The 19,929-nt window shown below is 68.1% G+C and carries 13 protein-coding genes and 1 riboswitch; of the genes, 6 read left to right on the top strand and 7 right to left on the bottom strand.

The window, feature by feature from the left end:
• Positions 1-6: 6 nt before the first annotated feature.
• Positions 7-114, top strand: a riboswitch (TPP riboswitch).
• Positions 110-1,936: a phosphomethylpyrimidine synthase ThiC gene (thiC, locus tag ACR65K_RS04280; protein WP_440151435.1), complete on the top strand. Its 1,827-nt coding sequence runs from the start codon at positions 110-112 to the stop codon at positions 1,934-1,936. It overlaps the preceding riboswitch by 5 nt.
• On the opposite strand, the gene ACR65K_RS04275 is transcribed toward thiC, so the two are convergent.
• Together ACR65K_RS04275 and ffh are read right to left on the bottom strand one after the other, a co-directional pair.
• The gene (locus ACR65K_RS04275) at positions 1,933-2,667 is read right to left on the bottom strand and encodes an alpha/beta fold hydrolase (RefSeq protein ID WP_440151434.1); all 735 of its coding nucleotides are present in this window, start codon (positions 2,665-2,667) and stop codon (positions 1,933-1,935) included. The genes thiC and ACR65K_RS04275 overlap by 4 nt on opposite strands.
• A 105-nt stretch (positions 2,668-2,772) precedes the next feature.
• Positions 2,773-4,347: a signal recognition particle protein gene (ffh, locus tag ACR65K_RS04270; RefSeq protein WP_440151433.1), complete on the bottom strand. Its 1,575-nt coding sequence runs from the start codon at positions 4,345-4,347 to the stop codon at positions 2,773-2,775.
• 84 nt (positions 4,348-4,431) lie between these two features.
• Between ffh and ACR65K_RS04265 the strand changes: the two genes are divergently transcribed.
• Entirely contained in the window at positions 4,432-5,835 is a 1,404-nt protein-coding gene (locus ACR65K_RS04265; RefSeq protein ID WP_440151432.1) for a glucose-6-phosphate dehydrogenase, read from the top strand.
• Between the two features lie 106 nt (positions 5,836-5,941).
• Here ACR65K_RS04265 and ACR65K_RS04260 read toward each other — a convergent pair whose 3' ends face one another.
• Together ACR65K_RS04260 and ACR65K_RS04255 are read right to left on the bottom strand one after the other, a co-directional pair.
• Entirely contained in the window at positions 5,942-6,280 is a 339-nt protein-coding gene (locus ACR65K_RS04260; protein ID WP_056335370.1) for a P-II family nitrogen regulator, read from the bottom strand.
• Positions 6,277-7,638 carry an ammonium transporter gene (locus ACR65K_RS04255; protein WP_056335367.1) on the bottom strand — a complete coding sequence of 454 codons (1,362 nt, stop codon included), beginning with the start codon at positions 7,636-7,638 and terminating at the stop codon, positions 6,277-6,279. Before ACR65K_RS04255 ends, ACR65K_RS04260 begins: the two co-directional genes overlap by 4 nt.
• Positions 7,639-7,863: 225 nt before the next feature.
• On the opposite strand from ACR65K_RS04255, the gene ACR65K_RS04250 reads away from it, so the two are divergent.
• Positions 7,864-9,105 (top strand): MFS transporter, encoded by a 1,242-nt coding sequence (locus ACR65K_RS04250; protein WP_056335364.1) that lies wholly within the window; start codon positions 7,864-7,866, stop codon positions 9,103-9,105.
• 37 nt (positions 9,106-9,142) lie between these two features.
• On the opposite strand, the gene ftsY is transcribed toward ACR65K_RS04250, so the two are convergent.
• Entirely contained in the window at positions 9,143-10,348 is a 1,206-nt protein-coding gene (ftsY, locus tag ACR65K_RS04245) for a signal recognition particle-docking protein FtsY (protein ID WP_440151431.1), read from the bottom strand.
• A gap of 101 nt (positions 10,349-10,449) precedes the next feature.
• On the bottom strand, positions 10,450-14,037 hold the full coding sequence (smc, locus tag ACR65K_RS04240) for a chromosome segregation protein SMC (RefSeq protein WP_440151430.1): 3,588 nt from the start codon (positions 14,035-14,037) through the stop codon (positions 10,450-10,452).
• A gap of 227 nt (positions 14,038-14,264) precedes the next feature.
• On the opposite strand from smc, the gene ACR65K_RS04235 reads away from it, so the two are divergent.
• The 3 genes from ACR65K_RS04235 to ACR65K_RS04225 are packed head-to-tail and all read left to right on the top strand — an operon-like array spanning position 14,265 to position 18,927.
• Positions 14,265-15,287 (top strand): 3-oxoacyl-ACP synthase III, encoded by a 1,023-nt coding sequence (locus tag ACR65K_RS04235; protein WP_200946270.1) that lies wholly within the window; start codon positions 14,265-14,267, stop codon positions 15,285-15,287.
• Positions 15,281-17,959, top strand: a complete 2,679-nt coding sequence (locus ACR65K_RS04230) for an alpha/beta fold hydrolase (protein WP_440151429.1) — start codon at positions 15,281-15,283, stop codon at positions 17,957-17,959. The genes ACR65K_RS04235 and ACR65K_RS04230 overlap by 7 nt, the downstream gene beginning before the upstream one ends.
• Positions 17,956-18,927 (top strand): NAD-dependent epimerase/dehydratase family protein, encoded by a 972-nt coding sequence (locus tag ACR65K_RS04225; protein WP_440151428.1) that lies wholly within the window; start codon positions 17,956-17,958, stop codon positions 18,925-18,927. The genes ACR65K_RS04230 and ACR65K_RS04225 overlap by 4 nt, the downstream gene beginning before the upstream one ends.
• A 30-nt stretch (positions 18,928-18,957) precedes the next feature.
• Here ACR65K_RS04225 and mutM read toward each other — a convergent pair whose 3' ends face one another.
• Positions 18,958-19,926: a bifunctional DNA-formamidopyrimidine glycosylase/DNA-(apurinic or apyrimidinic site) lyase gene (gene mutM, locus ACR65K_RS04220; protein WP_440151427.1), complete on the bottom strand. Its 969-nt coding sequence runs from the start codon at positions 19,924-19,926 to the stop codon at positions 18,958-18,960.
• Positions 19,927-19,929 lie beyond the last annotated feature (3 nt).

Genomic DNA, 19,929 nt, shown 5'->3' with positions numbered 1-19,929 from the left:
CTTCTTTCCTGACCACACGGGTGCCCTTGCAGGGGCTGAGATCGGGCTGACGCAGCCTGCGACCGTTGAACCTGTCCGGGTAATGCCGGCGAAGGAAGTGAGTATTCCCTTGAGTACACAAAACACCCAGTTGAACCCTGCCCACCTGCCGTCAGCCGGGAGGTCCGGCGCCGACTCCCTGCCACAGGTGACGCAGTCCCTGGCGTCGCATTCATTGGCGTTCATCGACGACGCCGCGTCCGGAATCCGCGTGCCGGTGACGGAGATTGCCCTGGAGCCGTCACCCAACGGGCAGCAGAACGCACCTTTCCGGACCTACCGCACTGCCGGGCCCGGAAGCGACCCCGTCCGCGGCCTGCAGCCCTTCCGCGCCGAATGGATCGTGGCGCGCGGGGACACCGAGGCCTACAGCGGCAGGGAACGCAACCTGCTCGACGACGGCCGCTCGGCCGTCCGCCGGGGTGCTGCCTCGGCGGAGTGGAAGGGCGCGCAGCCGGTGCCCCGCCGCGCCGTCGACGGCCGGACGGTGACCCAGATGCACTATGCCCGGCAGGGAATCATCACGCAGGAGATGCGTTTCGTGGCGCTGCGCGAGAACTGCGACGTGGAGTTGGTTCGGAGCGAACTTGCTGCCGGCCGCGCCATCGTCCCGAGCAACATCAACCATCCGGAGTCCGAGCCGATGATCATCGGCAAGGCTTTCCTGGTGAAGATCAACGCCAACATCGGAAACTCGGCCGTGACGAGCTCCATCGCCGAGGAGGTGGACAAGCTGCAGTGGGCCACCCAGTGGGGCGCGGATACGGTGATGGACCTGTCCACCGGCGACGATATCCACACCACGCGGGAATGGATCATCCGCAACTCCCCCGTGCCGATCGGCACCGTTCCCATCTACCAGGCCCTGGAAAAAGTCAACGGCGAGGCCAACGCGCTGACCTGGGAAATCTTCCGGGACACGGTGATTGAACAGTGCGAACAGGGCGTGGACTACATGACCATCCACGCCGGGGTTCTGCTTCGCTATGTGCCGCTGACGGCCGACAGGGTGACGGGCATTGTCTCGCGCGGCGGCTCCATCATGGCCGGCTGGTGCCTGGCCCACCACCAGGAGAACTTCCTCTACACGCACTTTGACGAGCTGTGCGAAATTTTCGCGAAGTACGACGTTGCCTTCTCCCTGGGCGACGGCCTGCGCCCCGGCTCCACCGCGGACGCCAACGACGCCGCCCAGTTCGCGGAACTGGACACGCTCGCCGAGCTCACCCAGCGCGCATGGGAGTACGACGTACAGGTAATGGTGGAGGGCCCCGGCCACGTTCCGTTCCACCTGGTCCGGGAAAACGTCGAACGCCAGCAGGAGCTGTGCAAGGGTGCGCCGTTCTACACCCTCGGACCGCTGGTGACGGACGTGGCCCCCGGCTATGACCACATCACCTCCGCAATCGGTGCCACCGAAATTGCCCGGTACGGCACCGCGATGCTCTGCTACGTCACGCCGAAGGAACACCTGGGCCTGCCCAACAAGGACGACGTGAAGACCGGCGTGATCACCTACAAGATCGCAGCCCACGCCGCGGACCTGGCGAAGGGCCACCCCGGTGCGCGCGAACGCGATGACGCCTTGTCCAAGGCGCGGTTTGAATTCCGCTGGCGCGACCAGTTCGCGCTGTCCCTGGACCCGGTGACGGCGGAGGCGTTCCACGACGAGACCCTGCCGGCCGAACCTGCCAAGACAGCGCACTTCTGCTCGATGTGCGGGCCCAAGTTCTGCTCCATGCGGATCAGCCAGGACATCCGGGACGAATTCGGCTCCGCGGAGGCGCAGGCGGCCCGGGCCAACGTCGCATCGGGGATGCGGGAGAAAAGCGAAGAGTTCCTGGCGGCCGGCGGCAAGGTCTACCTGCCGGAGCTTCGCGTTCCTGCTGAGGGCTAGGAGGCCCGGGCGGGCTGGCTCCGGCTGACCTGGCTGATGAACTGCCGGATGGCCCGGTCCCCGTCCGTGGAGTCGTGCGGCCGGTGCCCTCCCGCGGCGACGCGGTGCAGGGCGCCGGTCTCCCGCAGGTAGCCTGCAATTTCCTCGTAAAGCGGCTCCCACCCCCCGGTCAGGACCAGCGTGGGCACACCGGGAACGATGTGCAGCGGCGCCTCCCACGAGGGCGCCTGGAGCCGGAGCCTGCGGGCGGACCTCTTTTCCTCCACGGTGGCGGGCTGCTGCAGGTCCGTGGCGAAGACCCGCCGGACGAATTCGCGCTGGAAGTCTTCGTCGCCGAGTTGGTGGCGGACGTCGAAAAGGGGCTGCATCAGGCTGATGTGGGCCGCCGTAGCCGGAAGCTCTGCCGTCAGGGAGAGGCAGGCCGGCTCCACGAGCGTCAGCGAAAAGACCAGGTCCGGACGTTCAACGGCGGCCATCATGGCCGCGATGGCGCCCTGGGCGTGCGCCACCACATGGCCGCCGGCGGCCCCGCGGCCATCGTCGGCAAGGGATCGCAGGATGATGGCGGTGTCCTCGGCGAAGGATGATTCCAGTGGCTCCGCGACGGCATCAAAGCCGTGCCGGCGGAGGAACAATGCGTCATAGGACAGTGCCATGCCGTGCTGGCGCGGCCACGCAGCGGCGCCAAAAGTCCCGGCGCCGTGCACGAACACTACCCTCTGCTTGAACATGTCCCAACCCTATTCCACGGCGCTGACATCCCATGTAAGTAGCAGCAGATGTCGTTATGAGCCTTCATAACGACATCTGCTGCTACTTAGTTGGGCCGGGTGTGCTTATTTGCCGAGGAACTTGTCAAAGCCCTTGGGAAGGTTCAGCTGGGACGGATCGAAGTCGCCGCCCTGCTGGCCAAAGGCGGCGCCGGTGGGCAGTGCCTTCGCAGCGTTGGCACGGCGGGCTTCCGCTTCCTTGCGCTCCTGGGCAGCCTTTGCCGGGTTGCCGGACTTTGCCTTCTTCTTGGGCGCGTTCTTGGCGTTCTTCCGTGCACCGCCGCCGGCACCGGGCAGCCCGGGCATTCCCGGCATGCCGCCCTGGGCCATCTTCTTCATCATCTTCTGGGCTTGGGCGAAGCGCTCCAGGAGGCCGTTGACCTCGGAGACGTGGACGCCGGAGCCGCGGGCGATGCGGGCCCGCCGTGAGCCGTTGATGATCTTCGGTGCAAGCCGCTCGTGCGGTGTCATGGAGCGGACGATTGCCTCGACGCGGTCGATCTCGCGCTCGTCGAACTGCTCCAGCTGCTGCCGGATGTTCTGCGCACCCGGCATCATCATGAGCATCTTCTTCATGGAGCCCATGTTGCGGATCTGCTGCATCTGGGCCAGGAAGTCCTCGAGGGTGAAGTCTTCCTGGTCGGCGAACTTCTTCGCCATCCGGGCGGCTTCATCCTTGTCCCAGGCCTTTTCGGCCTGTTCGATGAGCGTGAGGATGTCGCCCATGTCCAGGATGCGGGAAGCCATCCGGTCCGGGTGGAAGAGTTCGAAATCATCCAAACCTTCGCCGGTGGAGGCGAACATGACCGGCTTGCCGGTGACCGACGCGACCGAAAGCGCGGCACCGCCGCGGGCGTCGCCGTCGAGCTTGGACAGCACGATGCCGGTGAAGTTAACGCCTTCATCGAAGGCGAGCGCCGTGTTCACGGCGTCCTGGCCGATCATGGAATCGATGACGAACAGCACTTCGTTGGGCACGATGGCCCGGCGGATCTGGCGCGCCTGTTCCATCATGTCGGCGTCCACGCCCAGGCGGCCGGCCGTGTCAACGATGACGACGTCGTGCAGCTTCTGGCGGGCTTCCTCGACGCCGGCACGGGCAACGGCGACGGGGTCCCCTGCGGGCTGGTCCAGCTCGGTGGAGGTGGCTCCGGGGTGCGGGGCAAAGACAGGCACGTTGGCGCGCTGGCCCACCACCTGGAGCTGGGTGACGGCGTTGGGGCGCTGGAGGTCACAGGCCACCAGCATGGGGCTGTGGCCTTGGGCCTTCAGCCACTTGGACAGCTTGCCGGCCAGAGTGGTCTTGCCGGCGCCCTGGAGACCGGCGAGCATGATGACGGTGGGGCCGTTCTTGGCCAGCCGGATCCGCCGGGTTTCGCCGCCGAGGATCTCCTGGAGTTCCTCGTTGACGATCTTGACGATCTGCTGGCTGGGGTTCAGTGCAGCCGAGACCTCGGCACCCAGCGCGCGTTCACGGACCCGGCCAGTGAACTCACGCACCACGGGAACGGCAACATCGGCGTCCAGAAGGGCGCGGCGGATCTCCCGGACGGTGGCATCGACGTCGGCCTCGGTAAGCCTGCCTTTACCGCGGAGATTCTTGAAGGTTGCTGTCAACCGGTCAGAGAGTGAATTGAACACGCGACGTGCACTTCTTTCAGTGGATGATCGGGACTCGACTATCTAGGGTATCAAGTCAGGCACGGTAGGTGGCATGCTGGCAAAATGACGAGCCAAACAACAGTGAAGACCCTGCTCATCCTCGGCGCCTCGGGCGACCTCACCGGCCGGCTCCTGCTGCCGGGCCTGGCGCGGCTGGTCGCGGCAGGCCGTGCGGAGGGCCTCACCCTGGTGGGTGCCGGTTCGGATCCGTGGACGCCGGAACAATGGCGGGAGCGGGTCCAGTCTTCGTTCGCGGCTGCAGCGGGCGCAGCGGACAGGCCGGGGAAGGACGCCCTCGAGCTGCTGCAAAAGGAGACCGTGTACCACCAGGTGGACGTCACGGCCAAGGGTGCCCTCGCAGCCCTGCTCAAGGGACTCGAAGGACCGGTGGCCGTCTACTTTGCGTTGCCACCCAGGATCAGCCAGGCGGCCTGTGAGACGCTCCAGCCGGAGGAGGTTCCGGAAGGCACGCGCCTGGTGATGGAAAAGCCCTTCGGCTCCAGCGAGGAATCCGCACGGTCCCTCAACCGGACTTTGGCCCGGCTTGTCCCCGAGGACCACATCCACCGGGTGGACCACTTCCTGGGCAAGGCCACCGTCCTGAACATCCTGGGCCTGAGGTTCGCCAACAACTTCCTGGAGCCGGTGTGGAACCGGCAGCACGTGGAGAAGGTGGAGATCTTCTTCGACGAGGACCTGGCCCTGGAGGGCCGCGCGCGCTACTACGACGGCGCCGGGGCCCTCCGCGACATGATCCAGAGCCACCTCCTGCAGGTCATGGCGATCATGGCCATCGAACCCCCGGCCACCATCGGCGAGCGCGACCTCCGCGATGCCGTCTCCGCCGTCCTGCGGGCCAGCAGCGTCAAAGCCCCCTTCACCGAATCAACGCGCAGGGCCCGCTACACGGCCGGTTCAGTGGCAGGCAAGGACGTCCCCGACTATGCCAGGGAGGAAGGCGTGGACCCCGGACGGGAAACGGAAACACTCGCCGAAATCCAGGTGGGCATCGACAACTGGCGCTGGCAGGGCGTGCCCTTCATCCTCCGCTCGGGCAAGGCCCTGGGGGACAAACGCAAGGAAGCGGTGGTCACCTTCCTGCCGGTGCCTCACCTGCCCCAGGGCTTCACCGGGGTGGACTCCCCCAACCAGCTCCGGATCGGGTTCGGCCCGGACACGCTGGAGTTCGACGTCGACGTCAACGGCCCCGGGAACATCTTCAGCCTGGGCCGTGTGTCCCTGGAAGCGGAACTGAGTGCATCCGACCTCCTGCCGTACGGCGAAGTGCTGGAGGGCGTGCTGACCGGCGACCCGTTGCTGTCCGTCCGCAGTGACACCGCGGAGGACTGCTGGCGGATCGTCGAGCCGGTGCTCAAGGCGTGGGAGCAAGGGGATGTCCCGCTTGAAGAGTACGACGCCGGTTCGGCCGGCCCGGCATCATGGCCCACCAACCGGCGCAAGGGCTGAGCAGCCCCCGGCCCGTGCGGCAAGGGCACCTTTAACGACAGACGGGACGGGCGGGAACCTTCCGGTTCCCGCCCGTCCCGTCTGCCGTTCTGCATGTGGGTCCCGGCTAGATGGCGGCCACTCCGCGCTCCCCGGTCCGGACCCTTACTGCTTCATGGACGTCCATGGTCCAGACCTTGCCGTCCCCGGCCCTGCCGGTATTGGAACTGGCAATGATCACGTCCAGGATGTCGTCGGCCTGCTCGTCCGTGGCCAGGACTTCCACCCGGATCTTGGGCAGGAGGTCCACGTTGTATTCGGCCCCGCGGTAGACCTCGGTGTAGCCGCGCTGCCGGCCGTATCCGCTGGCTGCGCTGACGGTGAGGCCCTGGACGCCGTAGGCTTCCAGTCCTTCCCTGACGGTTTCGAGCTTTTCCGGCCTGATGATTGCAGTAATCAGTCTCATGCCCCCACGCTTTCCTTACCTGTTGCTGACTGTGACTTCTGTGCACCCGGCGCTGCCTGGACCGGCTCGTGCGGCTCGCCCTGGCCCTTGCCCGTGATCATGTCGTGCAGCGGCTGGAAGCTTCCGCCGTGGCCGCTCAGGCCGAACTCGTAGGCAGTCTCGGCGTGCAGGCTGAGGTCCACACCCACCGTTTCCTGTTCCTGCGAAACCCGGAAGCCCATGGTCTTGTGGATGGCCAGCGCAATGATGGCCGTCAGGACCGCGGAGTATGCGATGGCGATGCCGGCTGCCGCGAGCTGCGCCCAGAGCTGGGTCAGTCCGCCGCCGTAGAAGAGTCCGCCGCCGACACCGTCCGTGGGCAGTGCGATGAATCCCAGGGCCACGGTGCCGATAATGCCCGAAACCAGGTGGACGCCGACCACGTCCAGCGAGTCATCAAAGCCCCAGCGGAACTTGAGGCCGACTGCCAGGGCGGAGGCTACACCGGCCACCACGCCGAGGCCGAGGGCTCCGACCGGGCTGACGTTGGCGCAGGCGGGGGTGATGGCCACGAGGCCCGCAACAACACCTGAGGCTGCGCCCAGGGAGGTGGGGTGGCCGTCGCGGATGCGTTCGGTGACCAGCCAGCCGAGCATGGCCGCCGCCGGGGCTGCGAGGGTGTTGATCCAGATCAGGCCGCCCTGTTCGGCGGTGGTGGCCGCGCCGCCGTTGAAGCCGAACCAGCCGAACCAGAGGATGGCCGCGCCGAGCATGACGAACGGGATGTTGTGCGGGCGGTGGTTCGGGTCCTTGCCGAAGCCCTTGCGGTTGCCAATGATCAGGACGAGGACGAGCGCTGCCACACCTGCGTTGATGTGGACCACGGTACCGCCGGCGAAGTCGATGGCGGGGCCGAGGGCCTTGCCGATGGCTCCTTCGGGGCCGAAGAGACCGCCGCCCCACACCATGTAGGCCAGCGGGCAGTACACCAGGGTGACCCACACGGGGACGAAGACGGACCAGGCGCCGAACTTGGCGCGGTCGGCGATGGCGCCGCTGATCAATGCCACCGTGATGATGGCGAAAGTGGCGGCGTAGCCCACCTTGATCAGGCCGTCAGGGGTGGTGATGCCCTCCAGGCCGAACGTGGCGAACGGGTTGCCCACGATTTCCAGGAATCCTTCACCGGAGCTCATGGAGGCGCCCCACAGCACCCAGACAACGCCCACCATGCCGATGGAGATGAAGCTCATCATCATCATGTTCAGGGCTGCCTTGGCGCGGGTCATGCCGCCGTAGAAAAATGCCAGACCGGGTGTCATGAACAGCACAAGGGCTGCCGCCACCATGACCCAAACGTGACCTGCGGTAAGTTCCATGGTGCACGTCCTCTCTCATCGAATCTTGCGGAGTACTCCGCCTGCCAACGCCTTTTGCGTCCTGTAAAGAGTTTGTGGGCGGCGTGTTTCGCCTGCGGAGGATTTAGATTGCCGGCCTGTTACAACAACCTCTAGGAAGTAAATGGTGCATATCCGCCTTGTTACGGTTATGTTTCCGCACCCGCGCAGCCACCCGGCTCCCTTTCCTGCAAGGACTCCTGCACCATGACGGCAACACCCCGCGAAAGCGGCGCCACCTCGAGGTTTCTGGCCCGGCTGAGGCCGCAGCGGGAAAAGCTTCCCCGCGACATCAAGGTGATGTTGGCCGCCGCGTTCCTCATTGCGCTTGGATTCGGGCTCGTTGCGCCTGTATTGCCCCAGTTCGCAACAACCTTCGGGGTGGGAAATACTGAGGCTGCGGTCATTGTGGCAATTTTTGCCTTCATGCGCCTCGCGTTTGCGCCCGCCGGCGGTGCCCTGATCGGCAAGCGCGGAGAGCGTCCGGTCTATGTGGCAGGGCTCTTGATCGTGGCATTGTCCACGGCTGCCTGCGCGTTCGCGCAGGACTACTGGCAGCTACTGCTGTTCCGGGGACTTGGCGGGGCCGGGTCCGTGATGTTCACAGTGGCGTCGATGGCCCTGGTGGTCCGGCTGGCGCCGCCCAAGAGCAGGGGAAGGGTGTCAGGAGCCTACGCGTCCGCTTTCCTGATCGGGAATGTGTGCGGGCCGATTGTGGGCGGCCTGCTGGCGGGGCTGGGCCTGCGGGTCCCGTTCCTTGCCTACGCGGCGGCCCTGCTGGTTGCCGCGTTCGTGGTGCAGACCCAGCTCAGCCATCAGCGCCGGGACGGGGGCGAGGCCCGGCACCGTCCGCCGGACATGCGCTTTGGCGAAGCGCTGGCTGCCGGAACGTACCGGTCGGCCCTCCTGTCCAGCTTTGCCAACGGCTGGGCCACGTTTGGCGTCCGGATGGCAACGGTGCCGCTGTTCGCCGCGGCGGCCTTCGGGGCAGGCCCGCAGGCGGCCGGACTGGCGCTGGCCGTGTTTGCTGCCGGGAATGCCGCCGCGCTCACCTTTTCGGGGCGGCTGGCGGACTCGCTGGGACGCAAGCCCATGATGGTCTCCGGCCTGCTGGTGGCAGCCTTGTCAACGGCGGCGATCGGCATTACTTCCGACCTGCCCTGGTTCCTTGCGGCATCGACGCTGGCCGGCGTCGGGTCCGGCCTTTTCGGCCCGGCCCAGCAGGCCGCCGTGGCGGATGTCGTTGGCAACACGCGTTCCGGCGGCAAGGTGCTGGCCGTCTACCAGATGACGTCCGACGTCGGAGCGATCGTTGGCCCGGTGGCGGCCGGGCTGCTCGCGGACCGGCTGGGGTTCGGCTGGGCTTTCGGCGTAACCGGCGGCATCATGCTCCTGGCCGCCGCGGGCTGGCTGCCCACCCGCGAATCCCTGCGGACGGCCGCTTCCTAGCCTTCCCCCATAGGCTTCCGGCCCCGGGCCTGCCCTGCTAATTCAGCAGGGCGTCGACAAAGCCTTCGGTGTCGAACGGGGCCAGGTCGTCCGCGCCTTCGCCCAGTCCGATGAGTTTGACCGGCACGCCAAGGGTCTTCTGGATGGCGACGACGATTCCGCCTTTGGCGGTACCGTCCAGCTTGGTCAGCACGATGCCGGTGATGTTGACCACCTCTGAGAAGACCCGTGCCTGGTTCAGGCCGTTCTGGCCCGTGGTGGCGTCCAGCACCAGCAGGACCTCGTCGACGTCGGCCAGCTTCTCCACGACGCGCTTGACCTTGCCCAGTTCGTCCATCAGGCCCACCTTGTTCTGCAGGCGCCCGGCGGTGTCGATCATGACGACGTCCACTTCCTGCTCAATGCCGGCCTTCACGGCCTCATAGGCAACGGAGGCGGGGTCGGCGCCGTCGATGTCCGACTTCACGGTGGGAACGCCAACGCGCTGGCCCCACGTGGCCAGCTGTTCAGCAGCGGCGGCGCGGAAGGTGTCAGCGGCGCCCAGCAGGACGTCCTTGTCCTCGGCCACCAGCACGCGGGCCAGCTTCCCCACGGTGGTGGTCTTGCCCACGCCGTTCACGCCCACCACCATCATCACGGCAGGCTTGTCCGCATGCCGCTGGACATTCAGGCTGCGGTCCATGGAGGGGTCCACGAGCTTGATCAGTTCCTCGCGGAGCATGGCCTTCACGTGTTCGGGGGTCCGGGTGCCCAGCACCTTGACCCGTTCCCGCAGGGCATCCACCAGTTGCATGGTGGGTTCGGTGCCCAGATCCGCGAGGAGGAGTGTTTCCTCCACCTCGTCCCAGACGCTCTCGTCGATTCGGTCGCTGGACAGCAGCGCCAGCAGGCCCTTCCCCATGATGTTGTTGGAGCGGACCAGCCGCTCGCGGAGCCGGGTGAGGCGTCCCGCAACCGGCAGCGGGGTTTCGACAGGGATGGTTTCCAGCCCGGCAGCGTCATCCGGAACCGTGGTGGTGTCCAGCCCCTCGACGTCCACACCCGCCGGGGTTCCCCGTTCAATGGTGCCGGTGCGGTCCGCCACCGCGGTGCTGCCGCCGGATCGGATCTCGGGGTCGTTGGCGTCCCGGGTGCCGGGGTACCGGGTGATGTTCCTCCGCGTCTTGAGCAGGACCGGAATCAGCCCGCCGATGACCACCAGCGCAGCAAGAATGGACAGGACAATGGGAAGGATGTCGTTCACTCCCCTAGCTTCTCACAAACGGCCCTGCCGGTTCCGGCGCCCACTGCGCCCCTGACCTGCCCCTATGCGGCGGCCGCCGGCTGCCTGGACTTCCGCCGCTGCTACACCTCGGCGCCCAGGCGCTGGCTGATGACAGTGGAGACGCCGTCCCCCCTCATGGTCACGCCGTACAACGCGTCCGCCACCTCCATGGTCCGTTTCTGGTGGGTGATCACGATGAGCTGGCTGGACTCCCGGAGTTCCTCGAAGATGGTGATCAGCCGGCCGAGGTTGGTGTCGTCCAGCGCCGCCTCCACCTCGTCCATAACGTAGAACGGCGAGGGCCGCGCCTTGAAGATGGCCACCAGCAGGGCCACTGCGGTCAGGGACCGCTCGCCGCCGGACAGCAGTGACAGCCGTTTGATCTTCTTCCCGGCAGGACGGGCCTCCACCTCGATGCCTGTGGTGAGCATGTCCTCCGGATCGGTGAGGACCAGACGGCCTTCGCCGCCGGGAAAGAGCCGCTCGAAAACGCGCACGAACTGGGCCTGGGTGTCCTCGAACGCTTCGGCGAAGACGCGCTGGACCCGGTCATCCACTTCCTTGATGATGTCCAGCAGGTCCCGGCGGCTGGCCTTCAGGTCCTCAAGCTGGGTGCTGAGGAACTGGTGCCGCTCCTCCAGCGCCGCGAATTCCTCCAGCGCCAGGGGGTTCACCTTGCCCAGGCTGGCGAGGTCCCGTTCGGCCTTGCGCAGACGCTTCTCCTGCTCCTGCCGGACGTAGGGCTTCCCTTCCAGGATCTCTTCCCCGCCGGCGTCAACGGGAGCGCGCAGTGCCGCCCACTTGTCGCCGGACTCCTCCGCGGGCACGGGTACCGGGACCTGCGGCCCGAACTCCGCCACCAGGGCCTCGGGGGTGATGCCCAGTTCGTCCACGGACCGGGTTTCCACCGCCTCGATCCTGGCACGCTGCCGGGCCCGGGCCAGCTCGTCCCGGTGCACGTTGTCGGTGAGGTCTGCCAACTCGCGGGCCAGCGCGTCGTTCGTTTCCCGGATGCCCCGCAGCCCACGGTCACGCTGTTCGCGGTTTTCCTCGGCCAGGTCCCGTTCGTGCCGGGCGAGGTCCACGGAGACGTCCACGTACCGCAGTGCCATGTCCACGGCTGCGGATACCGCGGCGGCACGCCTGGCCTGGATGCGGCGGCGCCGGGCGCGCTGGGCCGCTTCCTCCCGGGCGCGGCGTTCGGTGGCGGCGGCCCGCTCAAGGGATGCCACCCTGTTGCGGGTGGCCGCCAGTTGTTCTTCGGCACTGCGCAGGGACAACCGCGCCTCCACTTCCGCTGCGCGGGCGGCGGCTGCGGCATGGGCCAGCGCGTCCCGCTGTTCGGTGGAGGGCTCCTCTTCAACGGGAGCTTCCTGGGCAGCGGCCAGCCGGGCGGTGATGGCAGCGAGCGCTTCCTCCTCCGCGGCAACGTTCTCCTCCGCACGTGCCAGGGAGGCTGCCAGGCGCTCACTCTCGCCGACGGCGCTGCGCAGGACCGAGTTGAGGTGTCCCAGGCGTTCGGCGACGGCGGCCAGGCGGGCATCGGAGTCGTGCAGCCTGTCCAGGGCAGCGTCTGCCGCCTCCTGGGCTTCGGCGCGCCGGGCCTCGGCGGCGGCCAGGGCGAACCTGTTCCGCTCCAGGTCCGCCGTGACCGCCGAAAGGCCCCGGTCGGCGTCGTCCACTGCCGCCTGCACCTCAAGGAGGGAAGGTGCCTTGGCTGAACCGCCGGCAGCGGATACAGCGGTGAACACGTCCCCTTCGCGGGTGACGGCCGTGAGCCGGGGCTGCGAGGCCACGAGCGCTGCCGCGGCATCGATGCCGGTGACGACGGCGGTCCCGGACAGCAGGTGCCGGACCAGCGGGATGTGCCCCTCAGGCCCGTCCACCAGGTCAGCCGCCCATTGCGCGCCGTCCGGCAGCGGCACGTCCTGCCCGTCCCCCCGGTGGACCGCCGCGGCCGATGCCAAAAGCAGCGATGCCCGCCCGGCGTCGTCGTCCTTGAGCATCTGCAGGACTGCGGCCGCCGTGTCCTCGTCCTGGACCAGGACTGCCTCGGATGCTTCCCCCAGCGCGGCGGCGATCGCCGCCTCGTAACCGCCCTGCACCGTGATCCCGGCTGCCAGGGTGCCCAGCACTCCCGGCAGCCCCGACTCCAGCACATGCCGGGCGCCATCCTTGCGGTCCAGTCCGAGCTTGAGAGCCTCGAGCCGGGCGGCCAGGGCGTCCCGCTTGCGGACTCCCTCGTTAACGGCAGCCTTGAAGCCGGCGATCTCCTCGAGGACCGTGTCCAGTGCTTCGCCGGCGGCCTCATAGTCGGCGTCCAGGGATTCCTCCCCTTCCTCCACGCCGGCCACCTGGTTTTCCAGGGCCGTGAACTCAGCCTGGGCGCGGGCACGCCGTTCCGTGCCGGCGGCAAGTGATTCCCGCAACCGCCCCAGTTCCGCCTGCGCGGACTCCACCCGGGACCTCGCGGCGGCTACCTGTCCGGCCAGGCGGGCCAGGCCCTCCCGCCGGTCCGCTGCTGCCCGGAGCTGCGCCGTAAGCCGCCGGTCCTCGGCCTGGGCAGCCTGCTCTGCTTCCGCCTTGGCGGCGCTGGCGGTGTCCAGTGTGGCGCGCCTGGCCTGGATGTCCTGTTCAAGCTCAGCCAGCTCCTGCCGCACCCTGGCTGCATGGCGCTCGAGCTGTTCGGGATCCCGGCCGGAAGGCGGCACGGTGTCTTCGGAACCCAGCAGGCGGCTGCGTTCGGTGGCCAGCGAACCGAGCGCCCGAAGACGTTCGCGTGCGGTGGAGAGCCGGTACCAGGTGTCCCGGGCGGCGTTGAGGCGGGGCGTGGCTTCGGCTGCCAGCTGCTCCAGCGCTGCCTGCTGCCTGCGCCCGGCTTCGAGTTCCTGCCCGACGGCGGTCCGCCGGGCTTTGAGCGCGGCCTCGTCCGCCACGTCCTGCTCCAGCGCCTGCTGCAGCTGGACGAGGTCATCGGCGAGCAGCCGGGCCCGGGCATCCCTGACGTCGAACTGGACGCGCTGGGCACGGCGGGCCACTTCCGCCTGTTTTCCCAAGGGTGTCAGCTGGCGCCGGATTTCCCCGGTGAGGTCGGTAAGGCGCTGGAGGTTGGCCTGCATGGCCTCCAGCTTCCGGACCGTCCGTTCCTTGCGGCGGCGGTGCTTGAGGATCCCCGCGGCCTCCTCAATGAATCCGCGCCGGTCCTCCGGGGTGGCATGCAGTACACGGTCCAGCTGGCCTTGGCCCACGATGACATGCATTTCCCGGCCCAGCCCGGAGTCGGACAGGAGTTCCTGGATATCAAGCAGCCGGCAGCCGGCCCCGTTGATGGCATATTCGGAGCCGCCTGTCCGGAACAGCGTCCGCGAAATGGTCACTTCGCTGTATTCGATGGGGAGCGCGCCGTCGGTGTTGTCGATGGTCAGCGAAACATGGGCGCGTCCCAGGGGCGGCCGCCCTGACGTCCCGGCAAAAATGACGTCCTCCATCTTGCCGCCACGGAGGGTCTTGGCCCCCTGCTCGCCCATCACCCAGGCCAAAGCGTCCACCACGTTGGACTTGCCGGATCCGTTGGGACCCACCACGGCGGTGACGCCGGGTTCGAAGTCGAAGGTGGTGGCAGAGGCAAAGGACTTGAACCCCCGGACGGTGAGGCTTTTGAGGTGCAAGGCTGTTCTGGTCTCCTGGAGCGGGTGGGGCACTTTGCTGGATCCGGCTCACTACAATCTACTGCGCAGGACCGACATTTCCCGGCAGCAGCACCTGGAAGCCTGGGCGGGCACAGGGCCGGATATGCCAGTTCCGGCCGGGAAAGGCATAGTTAAGCTCTTGAGCCTGCGTATATGTGGGTACAGTCACCGCATGAATGCGCCACGGAAACGAAGAGGGGCTTGAATTGGCAGGTAATGCAACCTTCCGCCACAGCAACACCGCGCTGCTCTCGGTGAGCAGCGTCGAGGCTCCGAGGATTGTCAGCTCCACGGACTTTGACCGCCACCTGGCGTCCACCCTGAAGCGGCTGAAGTTTCCGCCCCGCCTGCTTGAGCGCGTCGCAGGCATCACGCACCGCCGCTGGTGGGCCCCCGGAACCTCGTTCGACGATGCCGCCGTGGAAGCCGGCGCCAAGGCACTGGCCGAGGCCGGCATCGAGGCCTCCGACGTGGGACTGCTGATCAATACCTCGGTGACACGGCGCAACCTCGAACCGTCCGTGGCAGTAAAGATCCATCACGGCCTCGGCCTGCCGTCGTCGGCCATGAACTTCGACCTTGCCAATGCCTGCCTGGGGTTCGTGAATGCCCTGACCCTGGCAGCGAACATGATCGACTCGGGACAGATCCGGTACGCGGTCATCGTCAATGGCGAGGACGCCCAGCTGACGCAGGAAGCCACCCTTGCCCGGCTGCAGCGGCCGGAGACCACCCGCGACGACTTCAACCGCGAGTTCGCCACGCTGACGCTGGGGTCCGGGGCTGCCGCGGCGGTCCTGGGACCGGCCGATGAGCACCCCGGTGCGCACCGGGTGGTGGGCGGCGTGATGCGCGCCGGCACCGAGCACCACGAATTGTGCGTCGGCGGCATCGACGGCATGCACACCGACACGAAAGGCCTGCTCGACGGCGGCCTTCAGCTGGTGGTCGACGCGTGGCATGAGGCGCAGCCCGAGTGGGACTGGGCTGCCATGGACCGCTACGTCACCCACCAGGTCAGCAACGCCTATACCCAGGCCATCATTGACGCCATCGACCTCGACCCCGACAAGGTCCCCATCACGTTCCCGCACTGGGGCAATGTTGGGCCTGCGTCGCTGCCCATGACGCTGGCGGCCGAGGCCCAGTCCCTGGGAACCGGGGACCGCGTCCTGTGCATGGGGGTGGGTTCCGGCCTGAACACCGCGATGCTGGAAATCGTTTGGTGATCGCGGACTGGCCGGGCGTGGACGCCCGATGGTCGCGTGAAATTGATGTCCCCTCCACAGCCGGCGTCGACGCGCCGGGCACCGTGCGCCGCTGGCACCTGCTGGATAACGGCGAAGAACTCGTCCGCGGCGGCCTGGCTCCCGCCGGAAGCCTCCTGTGCGTGCACGGCAACCCCACCTGGTCCTACCTGTGGCGGAGCCTGCTGGCGGCCGGGTCCGACCCAGCACATCCGTGGCGGGTGGTTGCGGTGGACCAGCTGGACATGGGTTACTCCGAGCGTACGGGCACCTTCCGCCGGCTGGCGGACAGGATCCAGGACCTGGGCGACCTGACGGACGCGCTGGCCCTGGACGGCCCGGTGATAACGGTGGGCCACGACTGGGGCGGGGTAGTCAGCCTGGGCTGGGCCCTGGCCCATCAAGACCAACTGGCCGGCGTGGTGCTGACCAACACGGCCGTGCACCAGCCGGCAGGCTCGCCCATTCCCCCGGCGTTGCGCCTGGCCCTGCACCCGGCCGTGCACACCTGGGGAACCACCACCTCCGACGCTTTCCTGCGGGTGACGCATTCATTGGCGCACCCGCCGTTGCCGGCGGATGTCCGGAATGCATACATGGCCCCCTACCGTGGAGCCGAACAGCGTACGGGGGTGGGAAATTTTGTTGCCGACATTCCCGTTGACGCTTCGCACCCCAGCTTCCCGGCCCTCCGCGGCGTCGCCGAAGGCCTCCGCACCCTTGATGTGCCCGCCCTGATGCTGTGGGGCCCGCGGGACCCGATCTTTTCCGACCGCTACCTGAAGGACCTCATCAGCCGCCTCCCGCACGCGGACGTGCACCGTTATGAGGGCGCGGGACACCTGCTCGCGGAAGACCGGGACATCGCACCGGCCGTCTTCGACTGGCTTGCCGGGCGGGTTGCGGGCACCGGGGATGCCGGTCCAGCGGTCGGGCGCAGCGCGTCGCAGCCCCCGGCGCTCGGGGGTTTCCGGCCTCTATGGTCGCTCCTCACGGAACTGGCAGCAGGACCCTCCGGGGACGAACCCGCCGTCGTCGAAATGGACGCCGGCGGCAGCGTTGCCCGCTCCCTGACGTGGCGGCAGCTGGACCATGGCGTGGAGCGGCTCGCCGCCAGCCTGCACCGGGCAGGCGTCGGGCCCGGCAGCCGGGTGAGCCTCATGGTCCCGCCCGGCGTCGACCTGACCGTAGCCCTGTATGCGTGCCTGCGGCTGGGAGCCGTGGTGGTCGTGGCCGATGCCGGCCTGGGCACCAAGGGGCTGAGCCGGGCAGTCAAGGGGGCCACCCCCGACTTCCTGATCGGCATCGACAAGGCGCTGGCCGCTGCCCGGGTGCTGCGATGGCCGGCCAGGCGCATCAGCGTCCGCGACCTGCCGGCCGCCCGCCGCCGGATCCTGGGGGTGGAGACCTCCTTGGCCGCCCTGGCAAGGGAGGGGTCCACGCCCCCCGCGTCGCCTGAAGGCGGTGCATCACAGCCGGATCCGGACTCCCCCGCCGCCGTGCTCTTTACTTCCGGTTCCACCGGCCCTGCCAAGGGCGTGCTCTACACGCACCGGCAGCTCGCGGCGATGCGGGACACCGTGGCGGAAACCTTCGGGATCCATCCGGGCCAGCGGCTCGTGGCAGGCTTCGCGCCCTTCGCCCTGCTGGGACCGGCACTGGGAGCCGTGTCCGTGACGCCCGCAATGGATGTCACTGCTCCGCGCACCCTGACGGCATGTGCCCTGGCGGACGCCGCGGCGGCCGTCGACGCCACGGTGGTGTTCGCCTCCCCGGCTGCCCTGCGCAACGTCGCCGCCACCAGCGGCGGACTGACCGCTGAAGGCACCGCAGCACTGAAACGCGTTGAACTGCTGCTCTCCGCCGGCGCCCCCGTTCCGGAACCGCTCCTGGCCGAAGTGCAGCGGCTGCTGCCGGGCGCCTCCCTGCACACCCCCTACGGAATGACGGAGGCGCTGCCCGTCACGGACATCAGCCTGGAACAGATCCGGGCCGCCGCCGTCGACGCCGAATCCGGAACAAAGCGCGGGGCCGGCAACGGCGTCTGCGTGGGCCGGCCCGTCCACGGCGCCCACGTAGGCATCATCCCGCTGGTGCCGGACGGCACCGCGCCCGGTTCCACGCCTGTCACGGAGGCCGGGATCACGGGAGAAATCCTGGTCAGGGCTCCGCACGTCAAGGAAGCGTATGACCGGCTGTGGCTGACCGAAGAAGCCAGCGCCGCCGGCTCCGGCTGGCACCGCACCGGCGACGTGGGCCACTTCGACGCCGACGGCCGGCTGTGGGTGGAAGGCCGCCTTGCGCACATTGTCACCGCGCCTGCCGGGGTGGTAACCCCGGTAGGCGCCGAACAGGCCATCGAACGCCTGGCGGGTATCCGCATGGCCGCAATTGTTGGCGTGGGACCGGCGGGGACGCAGGCCGTCACGGCCGTCGTCGAAACCGTCCCACCCGCCCGCAAAGCTTGCCCTGCCGGCATGGAACTGGCTGGAAAAGTCCGCGAAGCCGCCCGCACAGCAGGCGTTTCCGTCGCCGCCGTCCTGGTTGTCCCCGCGCAGCCCACCGACATCCGCCACAACGCGAAGATTGACCGGACCCGCCTTTCACGCTGGGCAACCGCTGTCCTGGCCGGCGGCCGTCCGGGGACCCCGTGAAGGTCCTCGTCACGGGTGCCAGCGGGCTGCTGGGCCGGAAAGTCGCGGGGCAGCTGGTGCGCCGGGGCTACGACGTCACCACCTTCCAGCGGCGCCCCTCGGGGGTCGACGGCGTCACGGACCGCTGTGGGTCCCTCACCGACGACGTGGCCGTCAGGGACGCTGTCCGGGGTGCGGAAGCAATCATCCACCTGGCGGCCAAGGTCTCCTTCACCGGCCGTCCCGCAGAATTTGACGAAGTGAACGTCCAGGGCACCCGGCGCCTGCTCCTGGCCGCCAGGGAGGCCGGGGTGCGGGACCTGGTCTTCGTGTCCTCGCCGTCAGTGGCCAACTCGGGCGCCGCCATCACAGGCCTGGGCGCGGAGCCGGCGGACCCGGAACACGCCCACGGTGACTACTCCCGCACCAAGGCCCAGGCAGAACTGCTGGCCCTTGCCGCGGACGCACCGGACTTCCGCGTTGCCGCGGTGCGGCCGCACGTGGTCTGGGGGCCCGGGGACACCCAGCTGGTGGAACGGGTGCTGGCGCGGGCAGCACGGCACCGGCTGCCGCTGCTGGATGCGGGCGCCGCCCTGATCGACACCACCTATGTGGACAACGCGGCGTCAACGATCGTTGCCGCCCTGGCGCGCATGGAGCATATCCATGGCAGGGCGCTGGTTGTCACCAACGGGGAACCACGGCCGGTAGGCGAACTCATCGCCGGCATCTGCGCCGCCGGCGGCGTCCCCGCCCCGTCATGGTCCGTGCCGGGGCGGGTTGCCCGGATGGCAGGATCCGCTGTTGAAAAGGTCTGGCTGAGGCTTGGAAAGCAGGACGAACCGCCCATGACCAGGTTCCTTGCCGAACAGCTGTCCACCGCCCACTGGTTCGACCAGCGCGAAACCCGGAAGCTCCTGGAGTGGACTCCGGTTGTATCGATCGACGAAGGCCTGGCACGGCTGGCCGCGTATTACGGCTCCCGGTGACAAGGAGCGTCGGGGCCGGCCAAACCTGCTTTACCAGCGGCCGTTGCGGGGCCGCGGCTGGCACACCATGCAGGTGTGGGACGAGCGGTTCATGAACTGCTCCCGGCGGATGATCGCGTGGATTCCTGCTGCCGCGCATCTCCTGCACGGCTCACCCTGCCGGCCGTAGGCGTTGAGGGACCGGTCAAAGTAGCCTGAGGCACCGTTGACATTGACGTACAGGGAATCGAAGCTGGTTCCTCCTGCTGCCAGGGCATCGAGCATTACCTCCCGGGCGCTGTCGAGGACCCGTTGGGCCTCGCCCCGGCGAAGAGTGTCCGTGGGCCGCGCATAATGCAGCTTGGCGCGCCACAGGGCTTCATCGGCGTAGATGTTTCCAATTCCAGAGACCAGGCCCTGGTCCAGCAGCGCCCGCTTCAGGCCGGTCCTGCGCTTCCGGAGCCGCTGGTAGAACAGGTCGAAGGAGAAGGAAGGATCCAGCGGGTCGCGGGCAATGTGCGCTGCTTCCTCGGCGATCAGCGGAAGCGGGGATTCAGCGAGGCCGCCTGGACCGCCGTCGTCCGTCGATATCAGCGTGGTGACGAAGAGGCCGCCAAAGATCCGCTGGTCCACGAACCGTAGCTGGTCCGGCATCCCTTCCCGCGGGCTGAGCCGGAACCGGACTTTAAGGTGCTTCTCATCGGGGACGCCGGCGTCCTGCATCAGCAACTGCCCGCTCATTCCCAGGTGGGCCATGAGGGCCACGCCCGGCACGCGGGGTTCTTCAGGGTTGTCCGGAAGCGGGGCGGTGGAGTCCAGCAGCGGCATCCAGAGGAACTTGCCGCGGCGCACGACGTCGGACACCGCAGCGCCTTCGAGGTTGCCCATGAAGTCCTCGACGCCAAGGGCATGGCGCCGGATGGAACGTGGGTCGAGGACTTCAACGGCGTGGATGGTCCTGCCGCGGACCCAGTTCACCAGGCCGCGGCGGACAACCTCCACCTCGGGCAGTTCAGGCATGGG

The organism is Arthrobacter sp. SAFR-179, assembly GCF_059414945.1.
The sequence above is the reverse complement of the archived record's forward strand: the minus strand, read 5'-3'. Positions and strand labels throughout refer to the sequence as shown.